At 33.7% G+C, this 13970-nt stretch carries 13 protein-coding genes; all 13 read right to left on the bottom strand.

What is annotated here, in order from left to right:
• Nucleotides 1-9: 9 nt before the first annotated feature.
• The 13 genes from I3217_RS10130 to I3217_RS10190 all read right to left on the bottom strand — a co-directional run bounded on the left by I3217_RS10130 (nt 10) and on the right by I3217_RS10190 (nt 13948).
• Nucleotides 10-1119, bottom strand: coding sequence for a glycosyltransferase family protein (locus I3217_RS10130; protein ID WP_435049644.1), 1110 nt, complete (start codon nt 1117-1119; stop codon nt 10-12).
• Complete coding sequence (locus I3217_RS10135) at nt 1113-2135, bottom strand: glycosyltransferase family 2 protein (protein WP_435049645.1); 1023 nt, start codon at nt 2133-2135, stop codon at nt 1113-1115. The genes I3217_RS10130 and I3217_RS10135 overlap by 7 nt, the downstream gene beginning before the upstream one ends.
• Nucleotides 2114-2872, bottom strand: a complete 759-nt coding sequence (locus I3217_RS10140) for a glycosyltransferase (protein ID WP_435049646.1) — start codon at nt 2870-2872, stop codon at nt 2114-2116. The genes I3217_RS10135 and I3217_RS10140 overlap by 22 nt, the downstream gene beginning before the upstream one ends.
• 15 nt (nt 2873-2887) lie before the next feature.
• A complete protein-coding gene (locus I3217_RS10145; protein WP_435049647.1) occupies nt 2888-3679 on the bottom strand; it encodes a glycosyltransferase family 2 protein in 792 nt (263 codons plus the stop codon).
• A gap of 33 nt (nt 3680-3712) precedes the next feature.
• Nucleotides 3713-4924, bottom strand: a complete 1212-nt coding sequence (locus tag I3217_RS10150) for a glycosyltransferase family A protein (protein ID WP_435049648.1) — start codon at nt 4922-4924, stop codon at nt 3713-3715.
• A 20-nt stretch (nt 4925-4944) separates the two neighbouring features.
• Complete coding sequence (locus I3217_RS10155; protein ID WP_435049649.1) at nt 4945-5721, bottom strand: putative capsular polysaccharide synthesis family protein; 777 nt, start codon at nt 5719-5721, stop codon at nt 4945-4947.
• Between the two features lie 304 nt (nt 5722-6025).
• Nucleotides 6026-7162, bottom strand: a complete 1137-nt coding sequence (locus I3217_RS10160) for a polysaccharide pyruvyl transferase family protein (protein ID WP_435049650.1) — start codon at nt 7160-7162, stop codon at nt 6026-6028.
• The gene (locus I3217_RS10165; RefSeq protein WP_435049651.1) at nt 7163-8245 is read right to left on the bottom strand and encodes a nitroreductase family protein; all 1083 of its coding nucleotides are present in this window, start codon (nt 8243-8245) and stop codon (nt 7163-7165) included.
• Nucleotides 8245-9516, bottom strand: coding sequence for an ABC transporter ATP-binding protein (locus I3217_RS10170; RefSeq protein ID WP_435049652.1), 1272 nt, complete (start codon nt 9514-9516; stop codon nt 8245-8247). The genes I3217_RS10165 and I3217_RS10170 overlap by 1 nt, the downstream gene beginning before the upstream one ends.
• 27 nt (nt 9517-9543) lie before the next feature.
• The gene (locus tag I3217_RS10175; protein ID WP_435049653.1) at nt 9544-10404 is read right to left on the bottom strand and encodes an ABC transporter permease; all 861 of its coding nucleotides are present in this window, start codon (nt 10402-10404) and stop codon (nt 9544-9546) included.
• Nucleotides 10405-10412: 8 nt separating this feature from the next.
• Nucleotides 10413-11456 (bottom strand): NAD-dependent epimerase, encoded by a 1044-nt coding sequence (locus I3217_RS10180; RefSeq protein WP_435049654.1) that lies wholly within the window; start codon nt 11454-11456, stop codon nt 10413-10415.
• Between the two features lie 137 nt (nt 11457-11593).
• Nucleotides 11594-12985 (bottom strand): UDP-glucose 6-dehydrogenase, encoded by a 1392-nt coding sequence (locus I3217_RS10185; protein ID WP_435049655.1) that lies wholly within the window; start codon nt 12983-12985, stop codon nt 11594-11596.
• 6 nt (nt 12986-12991) lie between these two features.
• A complete protein-coding gene (locus I3217_RS10190; RefSeq protein ID WP_435049656.1) occupies nt 12992-13948 on the bottom strand; it encodes a GDP-L-fucose synthase family protein in 957 nt (318 codons plus the stop codon).
• Nucleotides 13949-13970 lie beyond the last annotated feature (22 nt).

Consider the following 13970-nt stretch of genomic DNA (forward strand, 5'->3'; position numbering starts at 1 on the left):
TTTCCCATTTTAAAGCTGTTCTAATACATTTTGAATACGTTTATCCCAAAGACTCTGACTTAAAAAATGATTTATTTTTTGATGACTTAGTACAAAAGGAGTAGCTACCATCTTTTTAAATTCCTCATAATTGACTGCTGTTGAGACAAGGCTTTGAAAATCCTCATTTAAATAATCATGATACTTATTAATTACAACTGGTATATTTTGCGATAAATAATCATAAAGCTTCATACTGTTTACGTCTAATGCCGGATTTTCATTATATAAACCTATGGCTACATCTGATTGTTTTAATATTGCACTAACTGCTTTGGGCTTTAAAAACCCATGCAGTACTACATTAGAATATGCTTCTAAAGTTTCAGACAACTCTGTTTTATAATTAGCTCCAATAATATTAAACTGCCAATGTGGATGGTCTTGAATTAATTGTATTAACCACTCACTTTTAATCCATTTTGATAAGGTCCCACAATACGTAACTGTGTAGTTAGCACCTTTAATATTTCTGGTTTCAAGATTTATTCTTTCACTAAATACTCCATTCAGCATTAAACACGTGTTATTAAAACCTTGTTTATTATACCATAAAAGCATAGATCTTGAACTACTTAAAATAAGATCACTTTTTTTACCAATTGTAAGTAGTTCGTTTTTTCTATTCAATCTAAATTCAGGACTAATATTGGGGTCTTCAATGATATTATGATCGGTGTCAAAAACAAATTTCCCTTCAAATTTCAAGTAATTCCAATCATAATAGGCTTTTGGCCAATAGCACCAGTTTATCACCTTAGCTTTTTTTAAAAACCTATGTGTTTTTAAATTAATACATTTTAACAAAAACCGGTTTATGGGTCTAAACAACTGCCTTAAGTCCCCTTTTTCTGGTAAAATCGGCGCTATATAATAATTAATATATTTAGACTGTTCTTTATCCCGCTTAAACAATTCTTTTATTACTCTGGTTCGCGTCGTTCTAATACAATTTATTACAACATGTACTTCTTTCATTTGAGTTAAACCATAAAGTACAGCCATATTTCTCCTGTTCAAAGTAAAAGCATTATCAGCTTCAAGAAGTGCTCGGTCAGCACCAAAATAAGCAATTACCAAGACAAGAGTTTTTTTAGTTTAACACCACGTTTCACCATATCTTCCCCTATAAGTGGAAAAAAAAGAGCCTTCCAAGTCTTAGGTAATTTCCAACCAACTACTAAACTTTCTTTAGCAAGCTGATTGGCCAACTTCCAATCTTTGGCTGCTACCGCTACCTTATATAAAAAATTCAAATGATTCCCTGCAAAGACTTTCCCTACTTCTGGTGTTTTAAAAGCTTCTTTCTGTTCTGTCTTATCTGTTAGGGACTCTGTTACACCTTTACCCCTCATAATCGGATCATCTCCTTTTGCCATACGCTCATCCGCATAATCTAAAGCTAATTGCCTATAAAATCCTATACTGGCTTTATGCATTTGAGTGGCCGACCCTGGACTCAATCGTAATTTATAGGGTGCCTTATTTAGAATAGCAAAAGGGTATTTTTCTATAATACGCAACCACAAATCGTTATCCTCACTAGTTAAGAATTCGGTACGATAGCCTTTAAACTCCTCGAATACTTTTGTACGACAGAGTACCGTACCATGCACTACAGGACTAAACGGTTCAAAATGCTTACGGGCTGCAAAAATCAGTTCCTGTCCTTCAAAAATATCGGCTTTGGGTTGAAAATGTACTGGCGACACCTTACTATTTACTGTCATAAAATGACAGCGTGTTGAGACTGCAGCAACTTCAGGATTTTCTTCCAGATAGTTTACCTGCCATTCCAACATCCAGGGCTCTGAGATATCATCGGCATCATGTCTACGCACATATGGGGTTTGAATCATAGACAACCCCTTATTAAGCGACCGGGACACCCCCATATTATCCTGCTTCACAGCAATAATACGTGGGTCACAATAACTATCTATAATGCTTTGCGTCTTATCTGTAGAGCCATCATTAATTATAAGTAATTTGAAATCCTTAAAAGACTGGTTTAAAACAGAATCTATGGCTTCCTTTAAATACTGTTCACCATTGTAAACAGGCATTAAAATAGTTACTTTACTAGATTGTTCCATAACTGAATTAAAGACAATTTTGTCGTTCCTGGAATCCTAGACCATAAATTCAAGGAAAAAGGATTCTTTTTTAAATGTTTCAGTAGAGATTTAAATGCACCTATATGATTTTTCACCCTTGTATATTTGAACATATCATTTTTCCAAGATTTATACCACAAATGAATCGTATATGTGTTTTTAGTTTTATAAGAAATCGGATTTACTTTATATTTATAACTATCAGAGTATGGGAAAGGATAAAAATAGTCTACCGGATAAATTTTAATAGTCTCTATTCCATCATATTGCTTTAATAGTTTTGTAATAATAATAGGTATAGCCTCAACCTCATCTATAGAAATTGTCCTATAATAATCGATTAACATTTTTATAAACTCAGACTCCTTTTTAGCGCCTATTATGGCTCCATTTATCAAAGTTTCTGATTCCTTTCCAAAAAAAACATCATAACACAAGAGGTCTTCAAACCCTTTTACTACCAACATATCAGTATCTAAATATACACCTCCATATTCGTATAACTTTTTTAAACGCACATAATCACTTAAAAAAGCCCATTTTTCTTGTTCAAATGCCTGTTTTGCAAAATTACAATCCAATTCAATATTATCAATATTCCAAAAATGAAATTGAAAATCAATCAATTCCTTCTTCCAAGAATCTAAACATTGATTTACTACTTGTGGAAATTTGTTTGTACCAAACCAAACATAATGCAAGTGTTTAGGTATCATATTGTTTTATCCATTTTATACTTTCTTCTCCAATATTGTTAAAAGCCAAATAAACAAATTGTACAATCGCGGTCGCGATTTAAAACGTTTATCAAGAACTCTTAATTCCTGTAACTCTTCCATGTCCTTTTTTAGAAAAGGAAAATAGGTATTAAAAAAAAGAGCCTTATCTAACTGTATCTGTCTTTCAGCCTTTTCACCATCACTACTTATCCCGGTGGTATCATAATATGCAATCACCACATCTTCATAATATTTATATGAGGCATTAAACTTTGTAAACGCCAACGAAATAAAAGCCCAGTCTGCAATAAGTTTAAAACGTTCATCATAGCCTCCCATTTCATCAAATAATCTTTTTTTAAAAAACACGGCCTGATGACAGAAAAATGAGTGGTATAACTGACTCATACGAACTTCTTCCGGGTGCCCACCAATACGTTCCTTATGTTGGGACTTAAATACGATTTTTCCACATATTATATCAGCATCCGGCTGATGATCACATAAATCTGTAAGGACGTGTTCGTTATAAAAATAATCGCCTGAATTTAAAAAATACAAATAATCTCCAGTGGCCTTTTCAATACCTTTGTTCATGGCATCATAAATGCCTTTATCAGGTTCACTTATCCAATACGTTATATTTGATGTCTGTTTTTCAATAAACGTTTTACTCCCATCTGAAGAGCCCCCATCTATAACTATAAACTCTATTTGCGTATACCTTTGATGAATAACCGAAGGTATTGTTTTTTTTAGACCCTCCAGATTATTATAATTTATCGTAATGATAGAAACTTTCATATAATAATAATAATTACACTTAACTCTAGTATACTACGAGTTTATTTTAAAAAGATTAAATATTAATCGCAACCTCCTATGAATCCTAAAAGGTAACATCCGTTCATACTCCTTCCGTGTTTCCTTTTCTAAAGCAGAGATGATACCTGTAGGTATAAAATCCAAATTTCGCTTTAAACGCTTTATCCTTGGATTATGATCTGTAAAATCTTCTGTTCTCCCTAAACTATAAAACTGCCCTTCATTATCCAAAATAATATTTAATTCCTGTGGTAGCAAATCGTTGGAAAATGTTCGGATAGGTGCTTTACAATCTTTCATAGAAATAAGATAGTCTGCATTTATTTGAGTTAACTCTTTAGTTCCATTAAGATCGAATTCCACATTATATTCTCTCAATTCATCACTTAAATAATGACTATATACCATAGGATGTAGTTCAAAATTGTAATCATAGACTGACTTAGAGTTATCCAAACTTGCAAACTGAAAATTCTTAGTATTATAAGCTAAAGCGGAGTGCGTAAACTTTACTCTTTGTTCAAAGTGTGTTCCAACTTCTCCAAAATTTGTGCTCAATGAAGTATATGGATATACAACAAATAAATTTTCTTTAATGAGATAATGATATAAATATTTCTTCCAAGACGATTCCGGCCAATTCCGCTTTACTATTGTTGGCAGAACACAATTTTCTGTTATATCCAACTCATTTCTTTTATACGACTCCCTGAAACTAATCCATTGATTTTTGGTCCAAAATTGTCCCCAAGAACTAGGCACTTGCATAAAAAAATTATCCGCATTTTGACCTATTGGATTAAAAATTGAAGAACTATATTCGTCGTATCTGTAATTATATAATGAAATTTGTCCAATTCTCGTATCTTTTTGAAAAAATGAATTTGACTCTACGACATATTTATAAAAGTTTGGCGACACAAATAAATCATCTTCAAGCATGATAATTCCATCATAGTCTTTAACCAAATCACCACAAAAAAACACATGTTCACGTAAACCTAAATTTATGTCATGTACTATTACTTTTTTGCGACCGAATCCCCATATAAAATCATCCGCAACTACTCTACAAAAATCTTCACCAGAATAATCACAACTTATAATAAGATCAACATTATTATTTCCCAAAAAATTACTACATGAGATACTATTTAAGAGACGTTTTAATGCTATTGGTCTATTATAAGTAGGTATTATTATTGCTATATTTGAAAAACTCATTTTTGATTAACAATGATATTTTATTGCCATTTATCTAAAATTAATTTAATTTCTTCCTTAGTATAGAAATGATTTACAAACTTGGAACCAGAAATTTTATTAACTGTCGATTCTTCTGGTTTATAAAGTTTCTTAAATTCCTTTTGTATTTTATATGAAGGCTTATCTTCAATTGTATTTTCAATTTCTAAATTAGGAATCTCGCAGCCAATAAATTCTTCTAACGCTTGCTTACCAATTGAATTCAAACTTTCCATTTTAAGGAGAAGAATTTCATATCCATTCGTTTTGCTGATTGAAAATCCTTTTTGTTTATCAAAAGGTAATTCGTAAACATCTACCCCTGTATATTCCTTGAATTCCTTATCAAACCAGTTTAGCGTGTACGAATGACTTTCTTTTGAGTTATAACTATGAATTAGTTCTAGTACATCCACATCATCCAAAGATCTATTCCCAATAAAATCTATCGGATTCTGAAAAATATTTGAAATGTCCCTGCTAAAAGGCTCACGCACCATAGAAATAATTTTTATCCGATGTCTTGGAAATGCTTTAATAGTATTTCGAATCTTTTCAGCTAATCTCTTGTTAGACTGATAATTATATCGATTAGAATCCGTTTCATTGATATATCGATCAGATAAAAAATGAACATGGAATACAATGGCTTTAGGTCCATGTTTTTTTATAGTTTTATAAATAGTACTGCTACCCACCTTACCCATTGTATATACTAGGATAATATCTTTAATGAATAGTCTTCGCTTCACTTTTTTTAATACTTCTATTAGCATTTTTTTTCGGTATTTATAAAAATTATTTTGGTTCTATTAATTATTAAAAAAATTTAATAGCTGTTTTTTTTAATACTTTATTCTATATGCCATATTTTATAAACGATATATTATTTTAGATTTTTATTGGTTAGTTATGACTTCAATAAATAGCCCCCTATCATTAGAAATAATTAATTCAGGTGAATTACTGATAAAATAATAAGACAATTGAAATTTTATGATAATATACAGTGTACTCGATTGTATACAAATAGAATTATAGGAGTCACTGTCACTTTTTCAAAAAGTGTAATTAAAACCATTAATTTATATAATTCTTTATTATATCAGTCCACATGTTATCAACGTTTTCCTTTAGCTTATCAATTATTTCTTTAGACTGGATATGATTACTGTTCTTCCCCTCTAACACAGAAGAAAGTTTAGCAAAAGATTCAGAAAAACTATTAATAGGTAGATAATTATTTTTAACCTGATAATCATTTAGTAACTCTTCATATTTATGGCTCCATCCGGTACAAAATGTAGGTATGCCTTGAGATAATCCGCTTACCACACCATGAAACCTGGAAGACACAAGCAGTTTAAATCTTGAAATAACAGCTTTTACTTCAGCTGCATTTAAATCTGTTAAAGTAATTACTTTTTCCGGTAATTTTGAATTCAGCTTTTTTATTATTTCAAAATCGCCCTTACCTTCATGGTTTAACAAAACTATTTTTTCTCCATTTTCAACCAGCTTGTTGCATAACTTTAATAAAAAATCAAAATAATTGTTAGAAACACTACTATCTGTATGGGTTATCATCTTTTGGTTTGGAATTATGCCAATATACTCGCCCTGAGGTAATAGATTAACTAATGGTACAGACGGTTTGTATAAATTAGTGAAATCTGATGCTAATTTTATTTTAGAACTTACCCCCACTATATCTGTTAAATACTTCAAGGAAGTATTATCTCTGGCATACATTAAATCTGCATATTCATGAATAATCTCTATGCGTTCTCTTGAAAGCTTTTCATTAAACGGACCAAAAGCCTGAGGTAAAAAAACAATTTTTGCTCCCTTAGATTTCAATTTCCTATAATATTCTCGTATTACATCGTTTGTATTTCCTTTTTCAGCATATCTATTTTCCCATAGATCTGAAAACTGAAAACCCCCAGCATCAAGAACCAAATCAATATTAGAGGGTCTTATTAAACCTAAAAAGTGAGTAAAACGATCTGGTATCATTTTATATTTACCACTATCAAGATTTTTTAAAACATAGAACCCCTCTTGTTTAATCTGCTCTAATGAAATTGAAGCTATTCGCTCTCTAATTACAAATTTAGTATTGGGATAAGAATTCTTAATTTTTGCCTTTACAGCAAAAAGCATTAATTCAGCGCCTTTATTTACGAAACCGGCATTATCTATTAGTACATTCATTTAATTTAATTCTTTAAAAATTTCATCAACATTCTTTTTGGCTGAATAAGGAATTGGACTATCATCATTGGCATAGCCTATAGACATTAACATTACCCCTTTTTGGTAATCTTTTAGACCCAAAATTTTCTGAACTTTGTTATCTAACTTTTTTTCATCTGGAAAATTTATCGGACAAGAAGATATTCCCAAGGACTCCAGAGCCAACATCAAAGACATGGCAAATAAACTTCCATCTATATAAATAAGGTGCTTATCCCGTTCTTCTATATAAGAACTTAAATCTCCTACAATAAATAAAAAAGATTTTATAGTACTTGAAAATATGCCAAACCCAAGTTTAAGAGCTTTTAGTTGTTCCAATTTAGCACCTGTTATATACAATACTTCGAAAGGTTGTCTGTTACATGCACTAGGAGATTGTAAAGCTGCTTGAACAGCATCTTTGACTAACTTAACATTTACTTCCTTTTCATTATACCAACGTACTGAATGTCTTTTTTTAAATAAAGCATTCAATTCTGGGAAAGTAACATTAGAAACAGGCAAATCTCTGTAGTGAAATGGAGCATGATTTTTAGTTTCAGTATTTGTTAATGGGTATTCTTCTACGATTAACTTCCATTTAGCGTTCAAACTATCACAAAAATCATCCTTTTCTATCACAGAAAAATAATTATTTAGTACATCAAAACTCCATTTATGAAATGGTGTATTTAAATAGTTACTCTTTAATAAATCCCCGACGCCTTCGATAGTCTCTTCTATATACTCTAAAGCAAATACATTTTTTTTAGCAAGAAAACTTGCTGATATTCCCTTTTCTATGCGATGAATATTTCTTCTCGTTCTTGCATAGATACCAGAAGATGCTTTATTTGATTTGAAATTGTGCTTCCCGCTTAACACCCTAAAATGCTCACTATCAAAACTATCATCTATCAAAGTATAATACACCGTACTTTGTACCGGACTTTTCACCGCCCATTCTAGTAAAGACTCTTTTTTGCTTTTAAATCTTTGCCTTAATCTATAAACTAAAGATGTATAAAATTTTAACAAATACAGATCCGTATTCTTCATTATAATACCTGCCAATTTTGTTCAACAAAAAAGATATTCTCTCTATTATCAGGTAATTTTCCGGTACCATAAAAATCTCCATTTTCCACATTTAGGGTGAGCGCATTTTTAACTCTATCTACTGAAATACCATCTCTATGAAACGACAAATTAATAAAATATGTTCCTTCCTTTAAATTACACTTCGGTATTGAACAAACTATCTTACCTTCCTTTTTGGAACTAAAGGAATCTATACCACCATAAACATTCCCTAAATGAAGTAGCTTTTGATCACTTTGATTATAAACACCTATGAACAGTCTACAATTTGTATTTTCCTCTTTTGCTATATATTCAACGTGAATATCAAATGAATCACCTGAAAACACATTATTATTTTTTACACCTAACGAAGATATATATGCTTTAGATATTTTTATTGGTTTTTCATCTAGAAATTTGTCTTTAGCAACATATTCTATATTATTGGTTTTGCTTATATTGCCTTGTATGTATGTTTCTATTACATTATCTATTGGTCCTGATGTACTTACTGTACCATTTTGTAATAAAACACCACTAGTACAAAGATTCTTTACAGAAGCCATATTATGACTCACAAACAGCACGGTACGTCCTCCACCCTGGCTTACATCTTTCATTTTACCAATGGCCTTTTTCTGGAATTCGGCATCGCCTACAGCTAAAACCTCATCAACAATTAAAATTTCTGGTTCCAAATGTGCCGCTACCGCAAAAGCCAGACGCACATACATCCCAGAAGAGTAACGCTTTACTGGGGTATCGATATACCGTTCGCAACCTGCAAAATCAACAATCTCGTCAAACTTAGATGCGATTTCACGCTTAGTCATTCCCATTATGGCACCATTCAAAAACACATTCTCCCGACCTGTCAATTCCGGATGAAATCCAGTACCAACTTCCAACAGTGAAGCAATACGACCTCTAGCCTTTATACTCCCTGTAGTCGGTGCTGTTACTCGGCTTAACAACTTTAACAGCGTAGATTTACCCGCTCCATTTTTACCAATGATACCAAGGACTTCGCCCTGTTGTACTTCAAAATTAATATCACGTAAAGCCCAGACATACTCTGAATTCCCCTTACTGGTACGATCGTTAGTTTCGCCAATTTTTAAATACGGATTTTCTTTACCTCTAACAGTATGCCACCAACGATTCATATCGCTTGCAAAACTCCCTGTTCCTACAGTTCCCAAACGGTACTGTTTACTTAAATTTTCTATTTTTATTGCAGGTTTCATGCGTTTTTTATCTTTAATTTTATTTACCTAAACGGTGTCCATAAAGTTTTTCTCTACTTTATTAAAAGTAATTACACCTATAAAAATTAACACAATCATTACTATCGTACTATAGGCCAAAGCCACCCAACTAAAATTACCAACTCCTAAAAAAGCATACCGGAAAGTCTCTATTATAGGACTCATAGGATTAGCCATAATTATCATTTTCATTTTTCCTGACACCGAACTGGCCGGATAAATAATAGGCGTGGCATACATTCCTAACTGGATGGCAAAGGCCAAAAGGAAAGTGAAATCGCGATATTTTGTTGTTAAAGAGGTAATAATTAAACCTAAACCTAGAGCTAAACCTGCTGTAATAATTATTAATACAGGTACAAACAACACCATAGCATTAGGACGAATTGGAGCTTCAGTAAAAAAATAAAAGTAGGCAAACACTACTAGGAACAACCCAAACTGTACACCAAATGTTAAAAGTTTTGATACTATTAAACTAATTGGGGTAGCCATTCTTGGAAAATACACCTTGCCAAAAACCCCCTTGTTATTGACAAAAGTAGTAGATGTTCTAGATAAAGCCGTTGAAAAATAATTCCACAGTACAATACCCGAAAGATAAAACAATGCTTTAGGCATCCCATCGGTGCTCATTTTGGCAATACCTCCAAATACCACCATAAACATAATAGTCGTTAAAATAGGTTGTATAAAAAACCAGAGGGGGCCAAAAATAGTTTGCTTATACACCGCTACAAAGTCTCTTCGCACAAACAGAGCTATCAAATCCCTATAACGCCAGACTTCCTTTAAATTTAGATCTAATAATTTCGACTTTGGATAAATTTCAATGGTCCAGTCGTCGTTTTGAATGCTTTTCTGCATAATTCTAATTATAAATAAAATGATTTATACCAATCTACAAAGGCTTTTACACCAGCCTTGACATCTGTTTTAGGTTTGTAATGGTAGTATTTTTCTAAAGCCGAAGTATCGGCATAGGTTTGTTTCACATCACCGGGCTGCATAGGCAGCATCTCTTTAAGAGCAGTCTTATTAAGAGCCTGCTCTACGGCTTCTATATAATCGAGAAGCTGTACCGGTTGGCTATTACCAATATTGTACAACTTATATAAGCCTGTATCATCTGACGGTTCTAAGAGCGTGGCCACAACTCCAGCTACAATATCATCGATATATGTAAAATCTCTAGAGAGATCACCATTATTAAAAACTTTAATAGGTTTGTCGTTTATAATGGCATCTGTAAATAAAAACATGGCCATATCGGGTCTGCCCCAGGGTCCATACACCGTAAAAAAGCGCAAGCCTATCGTTTCAAAACCGTATAGATGACTATACGTATGAGCCATCAGTTCGTTAGCCTTTTTAGTAGCTGCGTATAAACTAATCGGATGATCTACATTGGCTGTTTCTTTAAATGGGATATCATCGCTGTTACCATACACACTGGAACTACTGGCATACACCACACGTTTAATATTATGATGTCGGCAACCTTCCAAAACATTTAAAAACCCAATTAAATTACTATCGGCATAGGCATTGGGGTTTTGTAACGAATAACGCACTCCCGCCTGAGCAGCCAGATTACAAACCGCATCAAATTTAAAATCCTGAAACAGCTGATCCATAGCACCACGATCTTCCAGATTCATCTTTACGAATTGCATTCGATCGCCAAATACTAAACTAAACGTTGTGTTCAATTCCTGTTCTGCTTCGTTTCTGGAAATGCCTAGTTGCTCTAGACGGGCATATTTAATGTCTACATCATAATAATCATTGATATTGTCTATACCAATAACTGTATGTCCCAGTGCCAAAAGTGCTTTCGTCACATGAAATCCAATGAACCCGGCTACTCCGGTAACCAATATGGTTTGCGTTTCTGATATATTATTTTGTGCTTCCATAGTAAATATTGTGTCCTCGGTTAAATATGATATCGTTAACGTACCCGATTACTTCTCGACTCCGCTCGAAGTGACAAACCAATCATTAACTAAATTAGATTGTTTCACTACTCAACCAACTGCTATATCACCAAGTTTTATTGTCCAATTACATATACCTGAAAGCCTATTTGTTCTAAGGCTGCTTTATCTAAAACACTACGTCCGTCAAACACAAAGGCTGGTTTCTGCATGGTATCGTAAATCTTTTGCCAGTCATAAGTTTTAAATTCATCCCATTCGGTTAGTACAGCAATGGCATGAGCCCCTTGTAAAGCCTCATATGGATTCTTAACAACAGTTAAGCCTTGTTCGTTAGCTTCAGAAGAGCGCGTTTGTAAATAATCCAGATCGGCATACATCTGCTGCGCTGTTACTTTAGGGTCATATACTATTACTTTAGCCTGTTCGTCCAATAAAATATCGGCCACATAAATCGCAGCAGATTCACGGGTGTCATTGGTATCCTTTTTAAACGCCCAGCCCAAGAAAGCTATCTTTTTACCTGAAACCGTATTATAAAGGGTTTTCACCATATTCTTAGCAAAACGACGCTTTTGATGGTCATTCATAATAATAACCTGTTCCCAATAATCGGCTACAGCATCTAAACCATACGATTTTGCTATATACACCAGATTTAAAATATCTTTTTGAAAACAAGATCCTCCAAAACCTACAGACGCTTTTAAAAACTTTGGCCCGATACGACTATCCTTTCCTATAGCATTAGCAACTTCGTTTACATCAGCACCTGTAACTTCACATAATTCAGACAAGGCATTAATTGAGGACACACGCTGCGCCAGGAACGCATTTGCTGTTAGCTTCGATAATTCTGAAGACCATAAATTAGTGGTAATAATGTTCTCTGTCGCCACCCAGCTACCATATACATTAACTAAAGCCTCTATGGCTGCTAATCCTTCCGGAGTCTGCTCGCCTCCGATTAACACACGGTCTGGCGCTTGTAAATCTTCTACAGCAGTACCTTCTGCCAGGAACTCTGGATTTGATAATATCTGGAATTTCACGCCATTTCCTGTATTATCCAGAATACTTTTAATAGCCTGAGCTGTACGTACCGGTAAGGTTGACTTTTCTACTATGATTTTATCGGTTTTAGCCACACGTGCAATCTGACGCGCACACAATTCGATATATTTTAAGTCGGCCGCCATACCTTTACCCACACCGTAGGTTTTTGTTGGTGTATTAACCGAAATAAAAATCATTTCAGCGTTATCGATAGCTTCATCTACTGCTGTTGAAAAGAACAGGTTTCTACCACGCGCCTCTCCAACAACCTGATCTAAACCCGGCTCGTAAATTGGTAAATTATCTAAATTCTCATCATTCCAGGCGGCGATACGCTTTTCATTTAAATCAACTACAGTAACGTTTATATCCGGATTCTTTTGAGCGATAACCGCCATAGTTGGTCCGCCAACATAGCCAGCACCGATACAACAAATATTCTTGATGTTCATTATAATTTATTTAGATAATTTAACTTGTTTAATTGTGTTCTGGTTTTCTAAAAACCAGACATATGTTTTTTCTATACCTTCCAGCAGTTCCGTTTTATAAGACCATCCTGCTGATTTTAATTTGGATACATCCATTAATTTACGTGGTGTACCATCTGGCTTTTCCGAATCCCAGATAATGTCACCTTCATGACCCGTAACCCTCTGAATGGTTTCTGCTAATTCCTTAATGGTAACATCGGTTCCTGTACCTACATTATATAAATGTTCCGGAAGCACATTATTTACAGCAAACACTACGGCTTCAGCCATATCATCTACATATAAAAATTCACGCATTGGTGTACCGCTGCCCCATAACGTTACTGGCGCATTTCCATTTTCTTTAGCTTCATGAAACTTACGAATCATTGCAGGAAGCACATGCGAGGTCTGTAAATCAAAGTTATCATGCGTACCATATAAATTAGTAGGCATTAAACTCACAAAATCCTTTTGATATTGTTTTCTAATGGCCTCACAGGCTTTCACGCCCGTAATTTTTGCAATAGCATACCATTCGTTCGTTGGCTCTAAAGCATCTGTCAACAAACAGTCCTCTTTTAACGGTTGTGGAGCAAACTTTGGATATATACAAGAACTTCCTAAAAAGATAAACTTTTGTACCTCCAATTTATGAGCCGCATCTATCAAATTATTTTGAATTTGCAGATTCTCCATTAAAAACTGATACGGATAATCATTATTGGCTAAAATGCCTCCAACACGAGCTGCAGCATCGATAATTACATCCGGTTGTTCGGTTTTAATAAATTCGTAAACCTCATTTTGGTTACGCAAATCTAACTCGGAGCTCGTTCTTCCTATTAGATTAGAAAAACCTTCACTTTCTAAGGCTCTCCAAACTGCAGAACCAACCATACCGCGATGGCCAGCGATATATATTTTTGAATCCTTTTTCATAAAAATGTGACTTTTGATTTCT

It is taken from the genome of Formosa sp. S-31 (assembly GCF_051172795.1).
Classification (GTDB): domain Bacteria; phylum Bacteroidota; class Bacteroidia; order Flavobacteriales; family Flavobacteriaceae; genus Formosa.

Bases quoted from the DNA above. Each gene is read 5' to 3' on its own strand.
- I3217_RS10160 (WP_435049650.1), bottom strand. From the start codon at position 7,162: ATGAATGTACTAATAGATAATGCCGGTTTCGTAAATAAAGGCGCTGAA.
- I3217_RS10145 (WP_435049647.1), bottom strand. From the start codon at position 3,679: ATGAAAGTTTCTATCATTACGATAAATTATAATAATCTGGAGGGTCTA.
- I3217_RS10180 (WP_435049654.1), bottom strand. From the start codon at position 11,456: ATGGAAGCACAAAATAATATATCAGAAACGCAAACCATATTGGTTACC.
- I3217_RS10140 (WP_435049646.1), bottom strand. From the start codon at position 2,872: ATGATACCTAAACACTTGCATTATGTTTGGTTTGGTACAAACAAATTT.
- I3217_RS10190 (WP_435049656.1), bottom strand. From the start codon at position 13,948: ATGAAAAAGGATTCAAAAATATATATCGCTGGCCATCGCGGTATGGTT.
- I3217_RS10170 (WP_435049652.1), bottom strand. From the start codon at position 9,516: ATGAAACCTGCAATAAAAATAGAAAATTTAAGTAAACAGTACCGTTTG.
- I3217_RS10155 (WP_435049649.1), bottom strand. From the start codon at position 5,721: ATGCTAATAGAAGTATTAAAAAAAGTGAAGCGAAGACTATTCATTAAA.
- I3217_RS10165 (WP_435049651.1), bottom strand. From the start codon at position 8,245: ATGAAGAATACGGATCTGTATTTGTTAAAATTTTATACATCTTTAGTT.
- I3217_RS10135 (WP_435049645.1), bottom strand. From the start codon at position 2,135: ATGGAACAATCTAGTAAAGTAACTATTTTAATGCCTGTTTACAATGGT.
- I3217_RS10150 (WP_435049648.1), bottom strand. From the start codon at position 4,924: ATGAGTTTTTCAAATATAGCAATAATAATACCTACTTATAATAGACCA.
- I3217_RS10185 (WP_435049655.1), bottom strand. From the start codon at position 12,985: ATGAACATCAAGAATATTTGTTGTATCGGTGCTGGCTATGTTGGCGGA.
- I3217_RS10175 (WP_435049653.1), bottom strand. From the start codon at position 10,404: ATGCAGAAAAGCATTCAAAACGACGACTGGACCATTGAAATTTATCCA.